Source organism: Rhizobium bangladeshense, from assembly GCF_001662075.1.
Taxonomy (GTDB): domain Bacteria; phylum Pseudomonadota; class Alphaproteobacteria; order Rhizobiales; family Rhizobiaceae; genus Rhizobium; species Rhizobium bangladeshense_B.
The window spans coordinates 20,091-39,212 of sequence record NZ_LYPL01000015.1 but is presented as its reverse complement, the minus strand read 5'-3'; the positions used below and the strand labels follow the sequence as shown (position 1 = coordinate 39,212).

Here is a 19,122-nt window from a genome sequence, read left to right as displayed (position 1 = left end):
GCTCAATCACATTGGTAGGTTACGCGCGCCCTATCGAACCGGCGCGCGGCGATATCTTCCTTGCGCATGATCACGTAATAGGCGCCCGGTTGCGGGATGCCCGCATGGCGGTCGACACCGATCTGGAGGACGAGCTGCCAATCGCCGGCGGATTTCAGCAGCTCCTTTGCGGCATCCGTTTCCCAGGCCTCCCCCCTGCCACAGTTCACACCATTGGCGGCCAGCTGACTGCAGGCCTGGAGGCCGTTCTGCAGCGTTTGCGGGAAGCCGCCGAATTGATGATTGTCGCGATCGATCGCATCGGGCGTGCCGAACTGCTCCAGCCATTCCTGATAGGCTTCGAGCGCCTCGTCGTCATCGAGCGGAAAGGCATCCCACGATTTTTCGTTGGGCGGGATCGGCGTCAGAACGGTTCGCGCCGATATGCGCGCGGCTCGAAAAATGCATGTCCATTCATCTGAAGAAATCGAAGACAGCGCTGCGGGGAATGGCACTCGGACGAGTTCGGCACGAGGCGTCTTGTCCCATATTACCTGCCACCCCACCGAAGCCTCGGGGGTAAAATCTTCCGGCTGCTCCCAGAAATCATAAAATACCAGCAGGCGGCCTTCGCTGGGAAAGGCCGGGTCGAACCCTTCTTCCTTGCTGAGTTCGAAAAGATCGACCTGAGCAAAGAAGGCCAGCGGGAATTCCGCTTCGATGGCATCGGCCTTCGCCCTATATTCGCGGCTGAAGCGTTCGCCCTGTTCCGGCGTCATCCAGGAGCGCGGCTTTCTGGAATCCGCGAGAAGACGGTCGGCTTCCTTGCGATGTCCCTCGGCTCTCTGACCTGCATCCGGATAAGGCGGTCTTGTCGGCCACGCGCTCCCGCGCGGCAGATCGGGCCGGCCGCCGATCTTGGATGCTCCGAGCGAAATCGCATCCTCGTCGCTCTCAGCCGTGGCCAGGAGAATGGCGGGTCGCGCCTGCGCGACGAGACGGAAAATGACGCCATCAGGCAGATCGGTTTCGTACAAGGAGAGAAAAAGGGCCTCACGATTTGCGGGTAGAGATATTGCCGCCATGCGCTAAAAGATTCCCTGACTGTTCAAATCCGGAACCTATCGGGCGGTTGAGAGCGCATCAATGCTTCGATCCATACTCCTCACGATCGCACTGTCGGCTTGCGCTGCATGCGTCGCCTCCTGGAGCATCGAGACCGATCGCTCGACACCAGACAAGCACGGCCTGTTCGAAATCCGTGAGGAGGCCAGACGCTTTATCGCGCAGGAGAACGCCAAAAGACTTGAGCAGTGGGACGTGCTGGAACCCAATGCGAAGGTGCTGGTTCCTCGTTGCGCTGTGCCGCTTCTGGCTCAATGGATGCCGAAAAGCCTCGGCCGCTCGAAAGCCAGTGTGACGGTGATATGCTCAGCCGCCGTGCCGAACGGCGTGATGAAGCGGTGGGATGTGCATGTACCGGTGGAGCGGAAACCTGCCCCGTCCGTAGAGGAAGCAGGCTAACATTTGAGATATTGATGAAATTCTCGCGATTATACAAAGGCCACCGGACGTGAACCCATCGATAGAATTGTGCTCCTATCCCGGACTCGACGAGCGGATCGTGATCGTCAGGGCAGGAGACGAGGTGGATGCCGTGTTTGTCAGAACCGACAGGTTCAACGTCCTGATCGATACGCTCGGCACCCCTGAGCTTTGCCGGGCGGCACTGGATCTGTTGGAGGAAAAGGCCGAGGCCCGTGGGCTGATCGTCGTCAATTCGCATATGGATTGGGATCACTTCTGGGGAAACGCCGCCATTGCAGGGCGTGCTCCCATCATCGCGCATGCCGCAGCACTCGACCGTCTGCGCGATCCCGCGACACAGCAGGTCCTGACGGACAAGGCCGGCGAGGAATCGCGGTTTAGCGCTGTGCAGCTCATCGGCCCCGACATCACTTTCTCCGGCTCGATGGCTCTGAACGGTGGCGATCTGACGCTCGAACTCATTCACACGCCGGGACACACGCCCGACCATCTCGCCGTCTGGATTCCCGAGTTGTGCATCTGCCTCGCCGTCGACGCGGTTGAATATCCCATTCCCGAGGTCTGGAGCAGAAGTGCAGATGATCTTCGCCTGATCCGCTCCTCGCTCGAGCGTATCCGTGACCTTGATGCGAGGCTGGTTATCCCTGCGCATGGCAGGACGTCCTCTCCATCGACGGTTGATAAGAACCTCGCCTATTTCGAGACCCTGGCCGATCGTGTCGGATCCCTGAGCGAGAGCCGGCTCGCGGACGCTCAACTCGGCAGTACCAGTGGGTTCAGGCTCGAAGACCTCGTCGCCATTCCGGAGGACATGTCTTCGGACAGTTTCGCGTTTTATCGGAACTGCCATGAGACAAATCTCGCCGCCACGGTTCAGGCTCATATCGAAAAACGGAAATCCGCATAGCTGTCGCAAAGGGGAGGCCAGGACGTGAAATTGTTGGAGGGCGGACGGACCGGGCAGATCTGGCGCGACGGCGATAGCGTGATCAGACCATCAGGCGCATGGACGCCGACGGTGCATCGGTTCTTGCGCCATCTCAGGAATAGAGGCTTCCGCGCGGCACCGGAGCCCATCGCGATATCAGCCGAAGGCGAGGAAGTCGTCAGCTACGTCACCGGGCGCGTCTGCGAAGACCTCCGCGATCCCTTTGTCGGATCGGAGCGCATGCTGATATCGGCAGCGAGGCTTTTGAGCGAGTTTCATTCGGCCTCTGAAGGTTTTCTGGAAGCGGATGGCGAGATCAAGGCATGGATGCTGCCGCCGCAGGAGCCGCGGGAGATCGTCTGTCACGCGGACTTTGCGCCCTATAACGTCGCCACCGTAGATCACGAGGCTGTCGGAATCATCGACTTCGACACCGCCCATCCCGCGCCACGCCTGTGGGATCTCGCCTATGCGGTCTATCGCTGGGCGCCCCTCTCCGATCCCGCCAACCCGGCTGTCGTATTTGGTCTCGACGAGCAGCTGCGGCGGACGGAAATCTTCTGCACCGCCTATGGAGCGACGGTCGAAGAACGCCGCCGGCTTCCGGAGATGATCTGCAGGCGGCTTCAAGCCCTTGTCGATTTCATGCTGGCAAGTGCCGCAGCCGGAGACGAGACCTTTGCCGAGGATGTCTCGGCGGGAGACGCACGCCTCTATCTGAAAGACATCGGCTATGTCGGCATGCACCGGGATCGGCTTTTGAATGGGCTGTCCTGACTAAAGCGCGTCGCGATCTTTCGCTCCCTGCGCTTTAGCTCTTTATTTTCGCGCATGTCGTTGCCGCAAACCCGCTGCACACTTTTGCGCGACATGCTTTAAAGCCACTTCTTCCGACGGAAGAAGGTGAACAGGCTGAGGCAAAGGCCGCCGATCACGCCGAGCACTGCAAAATAGCCGTACTGGAATTTCAGTTCCGGCATGTCGTCAAAATTCATGCCGTAGATGCCGGCGATGGCGGTCGGGACGGCGAGGATCGCCGCCCAGGCGGCGAGCTTGCGGGCGATCGCGGTCTGTTCCGTCTGGCCGATCATGACGCTCGCCTCGAAGGCGAAGGCCAGCACCTCGCGCAGCGCGTCGATATCTTCCTGAACCCGGCGCACGTGATCGGTCACATCGCGAAACAGCGACTGCAGCGTCGGATCCATGCCGGGCAGGTCGATGTGCTCGTACCGCCGGCAGACATCCACCAGCGGCACCACGGCGTTGCGCAGCCGCAAGAGCTTGCGCCGCAACAGGTAAAGCCGTTCGATGTCGGATTTTTCCAACTGTTCGCGCAGCACCAGATCCTCGAGCTTCTCGACCTCCTCCTGCACGACCTCGATGACGGGCATGTAGTTGTCGACGATGAAATCGAGGATGGAATAAAGGATGTAGTTCTCGCCATGAGCAAGCGCGGCAGGCGTCGCCTCGCATCGCTGCCTGACTGCCAGGTAGGAAGAGGACTCTCCATGGCGAACGGAGACGACATAGCCGCGGCCGACGAACAGATGCGTTTCGCCGAAGATGATCTCGCCATCCTTCATATGGGCGGTGCGGGCGACGATGAACATCGCATCCCCGTAAATCTCCAGCTTCGGGCGCTGATGGGGCTGCGCCGCATCCTCGATCGCCAGCGGATGGAGATTGAACTCGGCCTGCACCTGGTGCAGCAGCACTTCATCCGGCTCATGCAGGCCGATCCAGACGATGGCATTCTCGCGGCTGCGCCATTCGCCGGCTTCTTCTATCCTGATGTCGCGAATGCGCTGCCCGTGCTGATATACGGCGGCAGCCACCACGCCCCGCCGCTCATGCGGCGGCGATGCAGAGCCGCTGCCGGCATGCGGAGAAACACTGTCCGGATCCATCAGCCGCTCCAAATCCTGCCCTCCTTCCACTCCCGCGCAGATCATACATCCGCAGGAAACGCCCATCAGGCGCCGCGCCGATCATAATGCTATTTCGTAAAACATTCATCTGCCTTGGCGTGGGGTGGCTGACCGGCCTCCTGCCCTCACGGCCGCCGACATCACGTGTCCGTGGAAATATCGTCCCAGTCCTGATCCAAGTAACCGATCAGCCAGTTGAGGGCGTAGTGGCGTTCGTAGACGACGCCCTTGTCCAATCCGGCGGGCGGATCCTCGCCCTTCAGCCGCGCATTCACCACAGCCCAATCGTAGCGGTAGATCAGGTCGGCGGCATCGAGCAGCTCCTTCTGCGGGCGCAGCTTCGCGCGGCGCATGAGCCCGTCCGTTCCCAGTTCGCGCAGTGTATCCGCGATGAACGGAACATCGCAAATATGGTCCGGACGTTCGAGTTCAGGGGTTATGCCGAGCGCCCACAACATGACGTGCGCGCCTTCGTAACGCCAGGTAAAGTTCACTCGATCCTGCTCCGATGGATTGGGATCGTCCATGAACGCCCGCTCCTTGGGGGTCAAGAACCCTGCCGCATCGAACTGCCGAATGAGAATCTGGCCCATCGCATGATCGCCGGTCTCGCCCTTCACGGCAACGATGGCAAGCGCGATGGCGCGCTGAACGACAGCTTTGTTATCGCGACGGGTGCTGCTGCTCTCGGTATCGATTATCGGCAGATGATCGATCGTCGGCACGCCTTCCGATTGAAGCTGAGCGACAGACCGCGCCTTGCCTGCTTGCGCCTCGTCATTGGGTTGAGAAACGGCTGCCTGCATCGGGAGGATCAACGCAAGAAAGGCAGAAAATATACGCTTCATCATCTTTTTGACTCCTGTCATCCCTGGCAGTGGTAGGCATTTTTAAGGGTGCGCGCGAAGCTGAACGTCAGGGAGATCGGCGAGTTTCGTGTAAACTGGTAAACGGCGTTTTACATGCCGGAACATACCGTTAAATTTATTTCGTTATAAAAGTCCTTGGTCGAACCGGCATGACACCGGGCCGAGAGCTGCCAAGGAAATCAAGGGCTTTGTCCAGAACTCCTCGAAGGAAGAAGGCGCCCGGCGATGCGGGGCGCCTTCATGCATCACGATGCAAAGGCCGGATTGCGCCGGGAGCCCATTCTCAAGACGAAATAGATCGCCCCGCCGATGGCGACGCCGAAGAACCAGCCATAGGTGCCCCACCAGTCCGGCAGAATCGAGGTGAAGGTCGGCAGGATCGAGGAGAACAGAGCGCCGGCCGCAAATGCAATGAAAGCATTGCCGTGCCATCCGTTCTGGAAACGAAACTCGCCATTCTCCTGGTAGAGCGCCTCGACGTTCAGCTGGCTCCTCCGGATGAGGTAATAGTCCACCATCATGATGCCGAAGATCGGCCCCATCGTCGATCCGATGAAGTTGACGAAATGCGCCGCACCGGTTTCCCAGGGAGCAAACGGGTAAAGCACGAGGGCGATCAATGCGGCGATGTAGCCGCCGCGCTTGAAGTTGATCTGGCGCGGGAAGACATTGGCGAAATCGAACGCAGGCGACACGAAGTTCGCCACGACGTTGATGCCGAGCGTAGCGACTGCGAATGTCAACGCGGCGAGCAGTGCCAGGAACCAGCTATCAAATTTCGCCGATATCATTTCAGGATGCAGCAGCACCTCACCATAGACGGTGAAGGCCGCCGTGGTCGTGACACCCGCAACAAGGCAGAAGGCCAGCAGGTTGATCGGCAGCCCCCAGAGATTGCCTTTCCTGAGCGCCTTTTCGCTCGTCGCATAACGCGAGAAATCGCAGAAGTTCAGGTAGAGCGCTGCGAAATAGGTGATCCAGGTGGCGGCCACCGCGGCAAGCGCCGCAAACGATCCGGGCTCCCCCGGCACGCCGGCATCTTTGGTCTTTTCGATCAGCACATCGCGCGGAATTTCCGAACCGAACGAGAAGGTGCCCGACTTGACGACCAGATAGACGGCCAGGATCAGCATCATGATCCAGACGGCGGGGCCGGCCCAATCCTGGAACTTGCGGACCGTTTCCATCCCCCGCTGAATGATCAGCAGCTGCAGCGCCCAGACGATGACGTAGCAGATGAGCTCGAGGGTCGAGTGGCCGAGCATCTGGCTATTCTGGTGGAAGGCGAGCAGGCTCTCGTTGCGGATCAGCAAGGCGACGATGGCGCCGGATGCGGCGGCGGTCTGCGCGCCGTACCAGAAGCAGGCGACCACCGCCCGGACCAGTGCCGGAACATTGGCGCCGAAGGTACCGAAGGAGGCCCGCGCCAGAACCGGAAAGGGCACGCCGGTGCGCACGCCGGCATTGCCGACCAGGCTCATCAGAAAGAAGATCACCAGGGAGCCGATGCCGATGGCGATGACGAAATTGACGAAGCTGCCGCACAGCAGGAACAGGCTCGCCGCCAGATAATAGCCCCACAGGCTGTGGACATCAGACGTCCAGACGTTGAAGATGCTGAATGCACCCCATTTACGCTCTGCGGCGGGTGCAAGGTCCTCGTTATACAACGAGGGAGACGGATCTCGAATGCTCATGAATGCCCTCCCATATCCCCTGTGGCGACTCGGCCACGGGAGGAAGTCTGCGCTTCATTTAGGCATCTGACAATTTAATAGCCATATTGTACACACTCTTGAATGACGGATGCACAGAGTCCGTCCTATTGCGAGCGAACGACGCGCCCGGCCAAACGAAACGGGCTTGCGACCGCAGCGCCAGCGGCATCGAAGACGAAAGCGCCGACATCGCCGGCGCTCGAGCGCTTGCCGCTCTCGAACGAGGCAAGCTGGGCGCCGAACTTGGCGAGCGATGCGTAGCGGTCGTGACCCAGCCCGTCGGAGGTCTTGATCGACGTGATGTCGATGACCCGGATCCGCGCCTTCAGTGCGGCCTCCTCGATGACGGGATTGTCGATATCGAGCCGCCCGACGCGCGGCCGCTCCCTGGCGATGAAACTCGAGGCCACGAGCGCCCGGTCGTCCTTGGACACCAGAAGGGAGATGGGGATCGGCATCGTGCCGATGTCCTTCAGCTGAGAGCGGAACACATCGACGTCGATATCGGGAGCGGCAAGCACCACCGCCAGCTTGCCGATTACGGCGTCGCGATGTTGCAGCTTGAGGTCCCGCACCGTTTCCATCACCAGGAACCCGCCCATGCTGTGCCCGAAAAGGATAATGCGCTTCACCCTGCCCGAAGACGAGAGCGACGTGACGAGGGAATCGAGTTCGCTGCGCGAAGAGAGCGCTGCATCGCGGTCGGCGACATAACCCGCGACCGACGCGGCCGAAGGCCAGGAAAACAGGATCGGAGCGCCCCGGATTTTTGCGTCCGCGGCGATCTGCGCGGCGCGATAAAGCGCTTCCTGATAGCTGTAATTGTAACCGTGGACGAAGATGCCGACCGTGCCGTCGGGCTGCACGGAGGCGAGCGCCTGCTGCACGAAAGCATCCTTTGGCAGCTGCTTGCGCTCGACGACGGCAAATTGTCGTTCCGGATCCGGCTTAGCAGTTGGATATGCGATAGTGGTATCCTTTCTCCCAGGAGGGACCGAAAACGCGTATCGCTCGTAAGTAAGCTTCTCGGCCCATGTGCTGCCGAACCCGCCGTGCACGCCATCGGGTGTCCTGTTGGTCGCGACGAGCACGCTCACCCTGTCAGGCCTCGTTTCGGAATGAGCCGCCGCGGTCAGAAGGACGGGCGTCAAGACCTCAGGCGACGGTCTCGTAGCGCAGCCGGTAAGCATCGCCAGGCCGATCGCGACGATGATCACCGGAGTCGCCTGTGGCAGGCGCAGTGGAGCTGCCTCTGGCAAGGCTTGGGGACCTGCCTCTAGCAGCCCCTTGGAATATCCTTCAACCATCGGCCTTGTCCGTCAGCACATTACGCGCTGTGGGATGGCATCACTTGCACCATCCCACCTTTTCGGTGCGGCCCGCGTTGCAGCGGCCGCCGCGGCGGCCGTAGGCGAGCCGCGGAAGAATGTCCTCATGCCTCTGCAGCGGTTTCGGCCCGGACGCCCTCGTCCCTCGGGATCCTGAACCAGGCGACGTAGAGCGCCGGCAGGAACAGCAGGGTCAGCGCGGTTCCGATGACGATGCCGCCCATCATCGCGTAGGCCATCGGCCCCCAAAAGATCTCGCGCGAGATCGGGATCAGCGCGAGGGTTGCCGCCGCTGCCGTCAGCATGATCGGCCGCATCCGGTGTTCTGTCGCCTCGATGACCGCCTGCCAGGCTGCGACCCCTTCGGCGCGCAGATGCTCGATCTGCACCACCAGGATGACGGAGTTGCGGATCAGGATGCCGATCAGCGCCAAAATGCCGAGGATCGCGACGAAGCCCATGGGGGCATTGCTCAGCAGGAGCGCCGCGACGACGCCGATCAGCGCCGTCGGCGCCACCGCGAAGACCAGGAAGAGGCGGCTGAAGCTCTGCAGCTGGATCATCAGGATCGTCGCCATCGTAAACAGCATCAGCGGCGCCACGGCCGCGATCGGCCCCTGCGCCTCGGCGCTGGATTCGACCGCGCCGCCGACTTCCACCTTGTATCCGACGGGAAGGTTCTTCTGGAACTCTTCGACCTTGGGCTTCAGCTGCTCGACGATCGTCGCCGGCTGCGTCGAGCCGATGACGGCCGCCTTGAGCGTGATAGTGGGCTGCCGGTCGCGCCGCCAGATCGTCGGCTGCTCGAGCTCGTAGCGGAAGTTCGCCACCGCCGAGAGCGGCACGACCTTGCCGTTGGAAGTCGAGAGCTGCAGGTTCTCAAGCGTCTGGATGGAGTCGCGCTCCGATGCTCTCGCCCGCCCGATGACGTTGACCAGGTAGATGTCGTCACGGATCTGCGTCGCCGTCGAGCCTTCGACGATGCCGTTGAGGGCGGTGGCGATGTCCTCCGAGGAGACGCCGAGCTGGCGTGCCTTGTCCTGCAGCACATCGACCTTGACCACGCGCGAGGGCTCGTTCCAGTCCAACACCATGTTCGACAGGAGCGGATGCGCGCCGACGATGCCGGCAAACTGCTGCGAGACGTCGCGGACCTTCTGGATGTCGGGACCGCTGATCCGGTACTGGACCGGCTTGCCGACCGGCGGACCTATGTCGAGAAGCTTTACGAAGGCGTCGGTGCCGGGGAAGGTCTTCGTCAGATAGTTCTGCAGATCCGCCCGCACCTTGTCGCGCACCTCGAGCCCCTTGGTGACGATCACAGTCTGCCCGAAAGAAACATCAGGCGTCTGCACGTCGAACGAGAGGATGAAGCGCGGCGCGCCTTGGCCGACATAGGTCGTCCAATGGTCGATGTCCTTGTTGCCGGCCAGCATCTCCTTTTCGAACTTGGCCATCTGTCTGTTGGTCTCGGCAATCGAGCTGTTATGCGGCAGGTTCCAGTCGATCACGAGCTCGGTTCTGTCCGAGTTCGGGAAGAACTGCTGTTGCACCAGCCCCATGCCGCCAACCGAAAGGCCGAAGACGCCGACGGTCAGCACGATGGTGATCCAGCGCCAGCGCATCGAGAGCCTCAGGAGCCAGGAGAAGACAGAGGCAAAGCGCCCCTTCTTGTCGTGATCCGATTTCATGGTCTTCGGCAGGATGGTGACGCCGAGAAGCGGTGTGAACAGCACCGCCACGATCCAGGAAACGAGCAACGACACCGCGATGACGACGAACAGTGTGAAGGTGAATTCGCCGGCGGCACTATTGTTGAGACCGACCGGGATAAAGCCCGCGACGGTGACGAGCGTTCCCGTCAGCATCGGGAAGGCCGTCGATGTATAGACGTAGGTGGCGGCCTTCTTCAGATCGTCGCCCGCCTCCAGACGAGCGACCATCATTTCCACGGCGATCATGGCGTCATCGACGAGCAGCCCGAGCGCGATGATCAGCGCGCCGAGCGAGATGCGCTGCAGCGAGATGCCGGAATATTCCATCACCACGAAGGTGATGGCGAGCACGAGGGGGATGGAAATCGCCACCACCATGCCGGCACGCAGGCCCAGGCTGATGAAGCTGATGACGAGCACGATGACAATCGCTTCGAAGAGTGCACGGGTGAAACCCGAGACGGCCTCGTCGACGACATGCGGCTGGTCGGATACGCGGTGGACATCCACACCAATGGGAAGATCGGCGACGACGCGCTTCATCTGCGCATCGAGCGCTTCGCCGAACTGCAGCAGGTTGGCGCCCTGCTTCATGCCGATGGCAAGCCCGATCGCCGGCTGGCCGTTGAAGCGGAACAGAGCCGAGGGCGGGTCGACGTAGCCGCGCTTGATAGTCGCGACATCGGTCAGCGGGAAGAAGCGGTCGTTGATGCGGAGATTGATCGACCTCAGGCTTTCCTCGGAGGTGAATTGCCCGCTCACGCGCAAGGCGATGCGCTCCGGCCCCGCATCGACGAAGCCGGATTGCGTCACGGCATTCTGGGCCTGCAGGGTCTGGATGACCGACTGCTGGTCGATGCCAAGGGCTGCGATCTGGCGGGTGGAGAATTCGAGATAGATCGCCTCGTCCTGGGCGCCGATCACGTCGACCTTGCCGACATTGGGCACGGTCAGAACCTCGGAGCGGGCGTCTTCCACCAGATCGCGAAGCTGGCGCTGGGTCAGGCCGTCGCTGGTGAAGGCGTAGATGTTGCCGAACACATCGCCGAAGCGGTCATTGAAGAAGGGACCGACGACGCCGCTCGGGAAATCGCCCTTGATATCGGCGATCATGTTGCGGATGCGCAGCCAGGTCGGTGCGACATCCCTGGCCTTGGTCGTCGGCAGCAGTTCGACGAACACGGTCGTCTGGCCGGCAACGGTCTGGCTCTTGGTGTAGTCGAGCGATTCCAATTCCTGGAGTTTTTTCTCGATCCTATCGGTCACCTGCCTTGTGACTTCCTCGGCGGAAGCGCCGGGCCACTGGGCGGTGATCACCATCGTCTTGATGGTGAAGTTCGGGTCTTCCTCGCGGCCGAGGTTCAGGTAGGACAAGGCGCCGGCGAGAATGAAGACGATCATGAAGTACCAGACGAGCGAACGGTGCTCGAGCGCCCAGTCGGAAAGATTGAAGGACTTCACTGGCTGATCTCCTGGTCGATCCTGATGGCCTGGCCATCCTCAAGTTTGTGCACGCCGGCCACGACCACTCGTTCTCCGGGAACAAGCCCTTCGGTGACGCGGACGCTTCCGCCGTCGACGACGTCGCCGTCGATCTTCACGCGGCGGAGCGCCACCTTCTTGGCTGCTACGTTGACGATCCAGACGCTGGCGCCGTCGGTGCCGGCAAGGATGGCCGAGGAAGGCAGCATGATCTCGGGATCAGCGGCGATGGTTGCGGAGGCTGTGATGACGGAGCCGAGCCGGAAGGGTGCAGGCGGATCGGTCAGCGCGATCTTGGTCCGGCTCGTGCGGGTGGCCGTCTCCGCCTCGGGGGCGATCTCACGCACGACGCCTGACGTGCGAATGGTCGGATCGAGCTGCAGCGTCACTTCGAAGGGCGCGCCGATCTTCAGTTTCTGGGCGGCCGCCTGCGGCACGTCGACCACGGCGTCGCGCTTGTCCGGCCGGGCGATGGTGACGACCGTCTGCCCAGCCGAGACGACCTGGCCCACTTCGGCCGAGGTCGCCGTCACGACGCCATCGAATTCCGCCCGCAGCTGCGCGTAGCCCAATTGCTCCTTGGCCTTGTCGAGATTGGCTTGTGCCTTGGCGACAGCGGCCACGGCGGTGCGTCTCGCCTGCTCGGCCTCTTCGAGCGAGGCCTCGGTACCCGAGCGCGATTCCACCAGCGCGCGCTGGCGCTGCTCCGTCGTCACCGCGTTTCTCAGCTGGGCGTCGCTGTTTTCCACGTCGGACTGGGCGCTGCGCACGGCAAGCTCCAGCGCCAGCGGATCGATAGCGGCGACGACGTCACCCTTCTTGACGACATCACCGACATTGACGTTGCGGGCGATCATCCGCCCGAGAATCCGGAAGCCGAGTTCAGTCTCGATCGTCGGCTGGATCGTGCCGGTCAGGCCGAGGCTCGTCGCCGGCGTCTGCCTCACTGTCATTGACAGTACCGGACGGGGGGCTTCCGCCGTGCTTTCCTCCTGCTTGGTGCAGGAGGAGATCATGGCCGCACCCATCATCAGTGCGATTATCTTCGGACGAATACTCACTTGGAAGTTTCCTTGACATAAGACACGATTTCACCGGGCCTGAGGAATTTGGTGCCGTCGGTCACCACGACGTCCCCCGCCGACACGCCCGACTTGACGACGAAGCTGCCGGTCTCGTATCCGGCGACGTCGATTGCCCTCACCGAAACCGCAGAGGATGCGGGATCGACGATCCAGACGGCCGGCTTGCCGCCTTTTGAGCTCATCGCCGACCAGGGCAGCTGGATGACGTCCTGCGGGACGTAACTGAATTTTCCGACGACGGGGGCACCGAGCGGAATGGGAGCATCGCTTGATACCGCGACTTTAACCCTGACGGTGCCGGTGGAAGAATCGATCGTCGGCGAAATCTCGCGAACCTTCGCCGTGATCTTCTGCGAAGGGTCCGACAGCAGGCTCACGGTGCCGTCGCCGTCGATCGGACGCAGGAACGCGCTTTCGACCACCTCGAAGACGGCGTCCCGGGCGCCGTCATGGGCAAGGGTGAAGACGACCTGCGCGGCCTGCGCCACCTGCCCGACCTCGGCATTGCGGGCGGTGATCACCCCGTCGGCGTCCGCCTTCAGCTCCGTGTAGGACAGGGTGTCCTGGGCGGTTTCCAGCAGCGCCTGCGCCGACTTCGTCGATGCCTGTGCCGTCAGAAGCGCCTCCTGCGCCTGGTCGAGCGCAGCGCGTGTCGTCACTTGTGTTCGAAACAGGCTCTGCTGGCGGTCGAAGGCAAGCTGCGCCTGCGTCTGCTGCGCCTCGGCGGACTGAAGATTGGCGGCGGCCACATCCAGGTCGGCCTTCTGCTCTTCCGGATCGATGCGAGCCAGCAGTTGCCCCGCCTTGACGGACTGCCCGACCTCGACCAGCCGCTCGACGATCTTGCCACTGACGCGGAAGGACAGATCGGTCTGCACACGGGCGCGGACCTCTCCCGTCAGCGCACCACCATCACTCAGCGGCTCAGACCTGGCGACGACGACGCCGACCTGCCGAGCGGCAGGTTCGCTCGGCCCGCCCTGCTCGCTGCAGGAGACGAGACCGATCGTGCATACGATCGTTGTGGCGACCAGAATGGTTCTCATAGTTGACCTCTTGCTCTCAACGGCAGCTGCTATATAATTGACTGACGTATTAGTCAATGAAACTTTTGCCACAGGGACGGGCAGTACAAAACAAGGGAGGCGACGCACGAATGGCAACTCAGAAGAAACTCACACGCGCGCAACAGAAGGCCCTGCGGCCCATCCAGATCCTGGATGCCGCTTTCGAGGAATTCGTCAGAAACGGGTTCGCCGGCGCCCGCGTCGATGACATCGCAGACAGGGTCGGCGTCACCAAGGGCACGGTCTATGTCTACTTCGAGACGAAGGAAAAGCTCTTCGAAGCCATGATCAGTCACTTCTCCGTCCCCTTTCAGGAACTGCTCGAAATCACCGCTGGCCTCAGCGGCAGCACCACCGACAGGCTGATGTCCATTCTCGGCCTGCTTTACGACCAGATCGCGGAGGATCGTACAACCCGCGAATTGACGCGGCTGGTCATTTCGGAAGGACAGCGATTCCCCGACCTGATCGATCGCCATCACGATGAATTCATAGCGCCGATCATCGCCAGGATCGACGCTCTCATCCTGGAAGGCGTTGCGTCAGGGGAATTTCGCGAAATTCCTGTCGAATTCTCCGACCTCGTGGTCGCGCCAATTCTGACGACAACGGTTCTGCGGCTGATATTCGACGATCGCCGCGTGCCGACGCCCGACAAGAAGGCCTTCATGCGGGCCTATTTCGACCTGCTGTTCAACGGGCTGCTTGCCGAACGTCGCTGATTGCGAATGACGAAAATATCGGCGCAAGCACATAGCTTTTCTAGAGTCTTTATGTGAAAACATCGAGTTAGCTTATGCTTCGAAGGTACGATCTGAATTCCTGGCGGAAAAAGTGGAACGTAAAGTCAATCTCAAGGATGTCGCACGCGATGCCGACGTGTCGCTGAGCACGGCCTCGCACGCCCTGAACGGAACGGCGCCGCTGACGATCGAGGTGCGGGAACGAGTTCTGAATTCGGCAAAACGCCTGGGTTATCTCGACCGCCGGCGAAAGAGGGCGACGATCGCCGCTTTGCACGTTCTGCTTCTCGCCATTCCCGACGATGCCGCGCCGGAGAGCGATCTCAACCTGGTGAGCTGGACGATCCTCAACGGTCTGCGCAGGGAATGCGAGCGTCGCGGCATCCGCATCGTGCCTTACGTCAGCAGCGGCCGGCGCATCGACGGCGCCGAAGTCAGGCAGATCGCGATATCAGAGCGCGCCGACGGCATCGTGGTGCTGAACGATGATCAGCCCGAACTCATCCGCAGCCTTGCCTCGGCCCATATGCCCGTCGTCATCGTCAACGGCGAAGATCCCGCCATGCTGGTCGATACGGTGACGCCTGAAAACCGCTTCGGCGCGCGGCTCGGCATCGAGCACCTCCTGGCGCTCGGCCACCGCCGGATCCTGCATCTGACCTGGAAGGGCCGCACGACCATCCAGCGCCGGTATGACGGTTTTTCCGATGCCTATTTCGCCGCGCAGCTTCCGGTGCCGAAAGACATGATCATCGAGGCCGAGGGATATGAGCCCCGGCATGGCGAAGCGGCCATCAACGCGCTGTTCGATCGCGACCCCACGCTGAAAGGCGCCACCGCCGTCTTCTGCGCGGCCGACAATCTGGCGCTCGGCTGCCTGAAAGCATTGGCCGATCGCAACATACGCGTGCCCGACGCGATATCCGTGCTCGGCTTCGACGACATCGTTCCCGGCGAGTTCAGCCGCCCGCCGCTGTCCACCGTGAGCGTGCCTACCGACCGTCTCGGCGCGGCTGCTCTCGCGCTCATCGAACAGCGGCTGATCGCCAACGATCCGCAGCGGCCGGCTCATCGCCTGGAGCTCGGCTGTCATCTCGTTCTGCGCGGCAGCATCGCACCGCCGCGCTGAACCGCCGGAAGAAGGGCTCGCAGCTTCCAAGCTCGCCTCAGCGCAAGCGCTCGGCCCGTAGCCGCGTATCCCGCGGGCTTTCTCCAAAGGTGCTGCGGTAGATAATGGAGAACCTGCCGGCGTGCGCAAAACCCCATATCGCGCAAATTTCGCGGACGGATTGCTGATTGGTCGGATCCCGCAGCTGCTCGCGGGCTGCCTGCAGCCGGATCGTGCGGAGGTAACCGGCCGGCGACGTTCCCCTGAAGGCCTTAAAGCCCGTTTGCAGCGCACGAAGGGAAACGCCGACACCATCGGCAACCATCGTCATGGTGAGGGGTTCCGCGATATTGGCATGCATGTAGTCGATGGCCCGCCGGACATGCCAAGGCGCAATCAACGACACATTTTTTTTTTCCAGATGGTCGGAAAAACGATGCCGGCCAAATCGGATCACAAGGTGAGCGAGAGTTTCGCTCATTGCCGCTGCGGCAAGGGGCGAAGATAGGAGTGGGCCTCCGTCGCGCATGCCCTGAACGATCGTCTGGAGCAGATTGCCGATGAGCTGTCCCGGCTGCGTTGCCAGATCTATCATAGGGTCGAGGTCGAGTGACTCGGAGAGTGGCTTTTCCACCAGTGAGGCGAGCACCCTCTTCACCACGTTCCAGTCCAGGAAGAGGGCGTCCGAGCGGTGAGGTCCACCCTGGACCACACGATCGCCGGCTTCATGATTGTTGGCCATAAGAAGATGACCGGTGCCGCTTTCGACCGTTTTCCTCCCTATCGACAGACGAAAGGATCCGGTATGCGGCATGAAAAACGCGAGATGCTGCGGAGACTCGTCAAGCGTTCGAATTGTCCAGGAACTCTGATACACCGAATGCAGCACCGTGAGCGCCTCGGTCCTTCGCAAGTCCGCGGCCCATGCAAATGTCCGGTCATTCTTCAAGGGCTGCGCGCCGAAAACCCCGTAACCAGCCGTAAAGGCCTGAACCATTGATTCGAAGCTGGTGCCTCCATGCGTGGGCTCGAATCCGTAACCCCGATATTCGGCAATTGCCATTTTCTCCCGTCTTAACGCATCCATGCCGCTCGGTTCTTTTCTTCTGCCGCCTGACATCATCGCGACTGGCCTGGCCAATCTTGATGGGTTAAGCAGGACCGGCAAAACCACGGATGATTTCGTTGCCCCGCAGAAGCAAAGCGTCCCCTCCACCTGCTTCACACTTACAGTGTAAATCAATATGTTTGGAAAATGAAGTACGCTCCGCTGGACCACGTTGCCCCACATTTCCTGCGAGAGACTGAGCCCGCGAGAGTAGCCTCCCGTAACGAACGGGACCTTTTGCGGTTGATCTGGAAGTCGCCCGGCATCGAGCGCTCCAGCCTGACCGATCCACTCGATCTCACCCAGCAATCGCTGCACAGAATCGTCGGCCGGCTTCATGACCGGGGAATGGTCGTCTTTTCCCAGTCGGAAAACCGGCGCGCCGGTCCACCAAGTCCGGAGCTGACACTGCGAAGGGAGTGGTGTCTGACGCTCGGCATTTCCATCAACGTCGGAACGATTGGCCTTTGCCTCATGGGTTTCGGCGAACCGTTGGACAATATGGAAATTCCCCAGGCCGGCTCGTCGCTATCCATGGAAATGGAGCGGATCGAAGCAGCCGTCGAACAGATCCTCGCCCGGCGCGGCGCCAAGCGGCGCGACATCCTCGGCGTCGGCCTCGCAGTTTCCGGCCATCGCATGCTGGATACGGCTTTCAATTGTCCCCTGCCGCTGGCCCATTGGTCGCTGATCGACCTGGCGCCATTGCTTGGGGAGCGGCTTGGCCTGCCGGTCTGGGCGGACAATGTCGCCAGGACTGCGGCCTTGGCGGAAGCAATTTTCGGCGTCGGGCGTGACGTTGCCGATTTTGCCTATGTCGCCCATCTTCATGGCTATGGCGGCGGCCTTGTCTCCGGCGGCATGCCGTTTCGCGGCAGTTTCGGAAATGCCGGCGAAATCTCCGTTCTTTTCGGGCGTCACGACTACGATGATCGCCCCGCTCTCAACCAGCTGCTCGAGCATCTTCGCGCCAAGGGGCGCAGCGGCCTGACCCTGAGGGATCTGAAGAACGAAAATATGGTGGAGTGGGATGGTGTCGAGGAATGGATCGACCGCGTCACTCCGGCCCACAATCGAGCCATCAACGCGATCTGCGCGATCTTCGACCCGGCATTGATCGTGCTTGGCGGCGAGCTTCCACATTCGCTTGCGAGAATGTTGATCGAACGCACCGAATTCAACAATCTGCCTCGGCATGGCGCATTGCGAGACGTTCCGGAGCTGTCAGTGGCCCAGATCATCGATGCCCCCGGCGCGATCGGCGCGGCCTTGATCCCGCTGTTCGAAACCGTTTTGTGACGGCGATTCAGGCAGCCCAGGCCGCGGTTTCCTTTTAAATCGGACTGAAGCGCACCGCAGGACCAGGTGCGGTGCGCTTCAGCAGGCGCGATGAGATGGGAATGCAGTCTTCAATGCTTGGGAGGTTTCCTCATCTCAACCCCGATAGGGGCTGCGCCAGGATTCATTCACTTCATTCCCGTGCCGGCAATGCCCGTCGTGATGTATTTCTGCAGGAACAGGAACACGACGGTGACAGGCAGCAGGCTGAGGAAGGTCATCGCCAGGATATAGTGCCACTGCACCGAGAACTCGCCCTGGAAGGCGTTGAGGCCCACCTGCAGGGTGAAATTCTCGCGGCTGTTGAGGACGATGAGCGGCCAGAGGAAGTCGTTCCAGCGCCAGAGCACCGAAAAGATTGCCAGAACCGCGAGAGCCGGCGCCGTCAACGGCAGGATGATCCGCCAGAAGATGCAGAATTCGCTCGCCGCATCGACGCGTGCCGCCTCGATCAGCTCGTCCGGTATGGTCAGCATATATTGCCGCAGCAGGAAGACGGCGGTGGGCGAAGCGATGGTCGGCAGGATGACGCCCCAGAGATTGTCAGCGAGCCCCACCCCGACGATGACGAGATAGGCGGGCACCATGACCACGGCGAGCGGGATCATCAGCGTCGAGATGATGATGACGAAAACCGTCGTGTCGCCGCGGAACTTGTATTTCGACAGGGCAAAGGCCGCCATGGCGTTGACGATCAGGGTCAAAAGCGTCGCAACGACGGTGACGAATACGGAGTTCTTGAGGAAGGTCAGGAAGCTGAAGCGCGTCAGCGGATCCGTGTAGTTCTTGGTGGCGACGGTCATATGCTGCACCGGCGTGATCCCCTTTACGTCGACGCTGACCGGCTGCCCCGGATTTGCCGGATCGACCATCTGGGCCTTGAGGCCGATGCGCCGGATCATCGCCATCTCGCGTGCCTGGCCGTCGATCGTGACCTGCCAGAGGCTGAGCGGCTTGTCGAAGCCGGGCACGGTCTGCTCGACCGCGGCGCGCGGCAGCAGCGTCGGCGGAAAGCGGGTGATTTCGGCCGCCGGCTTCAGCGAGGAGAGACCGGCCCAGAGGACGGGAACGAGCACCGCCAGCGTGCCGCCGATCAGCCAGGCCCACGACAGAATATCGGTGATGTCGATGCGTCCGGCCCGGCGCGTACGCGTCATGAAGCGGATCGGGTTCATAGA

At 61.5% G+C, this 19,122-nt stretch carries 16 protein-coding genes; 6 read left to right on the top strand and 10 right to left on the bottom strand.

Translation table 11 applies throughout. The features are described from left to right. Positions 1-2: 2 nt before the first annotated feature. Positions 3-1,016 carry a YwqG family protein gene (locus A7X77_RS24970; protein WP_064685527.1) on the bottom strand — a complete coding sequence of 338 codons (1,014 nt, stop codon included), beginning with the start codon at positions 1,014-1,016 and terminating at the stop codon, positions 3-5. Between the two features lie 109 nt (positions 1,017-1,125). Here A7X77_RS24970 and A7X77_RS24965 point away from each other — a divergent pair, with 109 nt between their 5' ends. From A7X77_RS24965 to A7X77_RS24955, 3 genes are read left to right on the top strand one after another with little or no spacing between them, the layout of a single operon-like run. Further along, positions 1,126-1,503, top strand: coding sequence for a hypothetical protein (locus A7X77_RS24965; protein ID WP_064685526.1), 378 nt, complete (start codon positions 1,126-1,128; stop codon positions 1,501-1,503). Positions 1,504-1,552: 49 nt separating this feature from the next. Continuing rightward, a complete protein-coding gene (locus A7X77_RS24960; RefSeq protein WP_064685525.1) occupies positions 1,553-2,434 on the top strand; it encodes an MBL fold metallo-hydrolase in 882 nt (293 codons plus the stop codon). Between the two features lie 24 nt (positions 2,435-2,458). After that, positions 2,459-3,232 carry a phosphotransferase enzyme family protein gene (locus A7X77_RS24955; protein WP_064685524.1) on the top strand — a complete coding sequence of 258 codons (774 nt, stop codon included), beginning with the start codon at positions 2,459-2,461 and terminating at the stop codon, positions 3,230-3,232. Positions 3,233-3,330: 98 nt separating this feature from the next. Here the strand turns inward: A7X77_RS24955 and A7X77_RS24950 are convergent, their stop codons facing one another. The 7 genes from A7X77_RS24950 to A7X77_RS24920 all read right to left on the bottom strand — a co-directional run bounded on the left by A7X77_RS24950 (position 3,331) and on the right by A7X77_RS24920 (position 13,626). Further along, positions 3,331-4,374, bottom strand: a complete 1,044-nt coding sequence (locus tag A7X77_RS24950) for a magnesium and cobalt transport protein CorA (protein ID WP_064685523.1) — start codon at positions 4,372-4,374, stop codon at positions 3,331-3,333. 149 nt (positions 4,375-4,523) lie between these two features. Continuing rightward, positions 4,524-5,234: a DUF4272 domain-containing protein gene (locus A7X77_RS24945; RefSeq protein ID WP_064685639.1), complete on the bottom strand. Its 711-nt coding sequence runs from the start codon at positions 5,232-5,234 to the stop codon at positions 4,524-4,526. Positions 5,235-5,497: 263 nt separating this feature from the next. Then, positions 5,498-6,949 (bottom strand): NCS1 family nucleobase:cation symporter-1, encoded by a 1,452-nt coding sequence (locus A7X77_RS24940; RefSeq protein WP_064685522.1) that lies wholly within the window; start codon positions 6,947-6,949, stop codon positions 5,498-5,500. Positions 6,950-7,074: 125 nt separating this feature from the next. After that, positions 7,075-8,277 carry an alpha/beta hydrolase gene (locus A7X77_RS24935; protein ID WP_082928862.1) on the bottom strand — a complete coding sequence of 401 codons (1,203 nt, stop codon included), beginning with the start codon at positions 8,275-8,277 and terminating at the stop codon, positions 7,075-7,077. A gap of 125 nt (positions 8,278-8,402) precedes the next feature. Beyond that, positions 8,403-11,474, bottom strand: coding sequence for an efflux RND transporter permease subunit (locus A7X77_RS24930; RefSeq protein WP_064685520.1), 3,072 nt, complete (start codon positions 11,472-11,474; stop codon positions 8,403-8,405). After that, positions 11,471-12,556, bottom strand: coding sequence for an efflux RND transporter periplasmic adaptor subunit (locus A7X77_RS24925; RefSeq protein ID WP_064685519.1), 1,086 nt, complete (start codon positions 12,554-12,556; stop codon positions 11,471-11,473). The genes A7X77_RS24930 and A7X77_RS24925 overlap by 4 nt, the downstream gene beginning before the upstream one ends. Then, positions 12,553-13,626: an efflux RND transporter periplasmic adaptor subunit gene (locus A7X77_RS24920; protein WP_064685518.1), complete on the bottom strand. Its 1,074-nt coding sequence runs from the start codon at positions 13,624-13,626 to the stop codon at positions 12,553-12,555. Before A7X77_RS24920 ends, A7X77_RS24925 begins: the two co-directional genes overlap by 4 nt. Before the next feature lie 110 nt (positions 13,627-13,736). Here A7X77_RS24920 and A7X77_RS24915 point away from each other — a divergent pair, with 110 nt between their 5' ends. Both A7X77_RS24915 and A7X77_RS24910 read left to right on the top strand, forming a co-directional pair. Next, entirely contained in the window at positions 13,737-14,369 is a 633-nt protein-coding gene (locus A7X77_RS24915; protein ID WP_064685517.1) for a TetR/AcrR family transcriptional regulator, read from the top strand. A gap of 112 nt (positions 14,370-14,481) precedes the next feature. Beyond that, the gene (locus tag A7X77_RS24910) at positions 14,482-15,519 is read left to right on the top strand and encodes a LacI family DNA-binding transcriptional regulator (RefSeq protein ID WP_064685516.1); all 1,038 of its coding nucleotides are present in this window, start codon (positions 14,482-14,484) and stop codon (positions 15,517-15,519) included. Between the two features lie 37 nt (positions 15,520-15,556). On the opposite strand, the gene A7X77_RS24905 is transcribed toward A7X77_RS24910, so the two are convergent. Then, positions 15,557-16,585, bottom strand: a complete 1,029-nt coding sequence (locus A7X77_RS24905; protein ID WP_064685515.1) for a helix-turn-helix transcriptional regulator — start codon at positions 16,583-16,585, stop codon at positions 15,557-15,559. A 168-nt stretch (positions 16,586-16,753) separates the two neighbouring features. Between A7X77_RS24905 and A7X77_RS24900 the strand changes: the two genes are divergently transcribed. Beyond that, positions 16,754-17,905, top strand: coding sequence for an ROK family transcriptional regulator (locus tag A7X77_RS24900; RefSeq protein WP_064685514.1), 1,152 nt, complete (start codon positions 16,754-16,756; stop codon positions 17,903-17,905). Between the two features lie 167 nt (positions 17,906-18,072). On the opposite strand, the gene A7X77_RS24895 is transcribed toward A7X77_RS24900, so the two are convergent. Beyond that, the gene (locus A7X77_RS24895) at positions 18,073-19,119 is read right to left on the bottom strand and encodes a carbohydrate ABC transporter permease (protein WP_197486891.1); all 1,047 of its coding nucleotides are present in this window, start codon (positions 19,117-19,119) and stop codon (positions 18,073-18,075) included. Between the last annotated feature and the right edge of the window lie 3 nt (positions 19,120-19,122).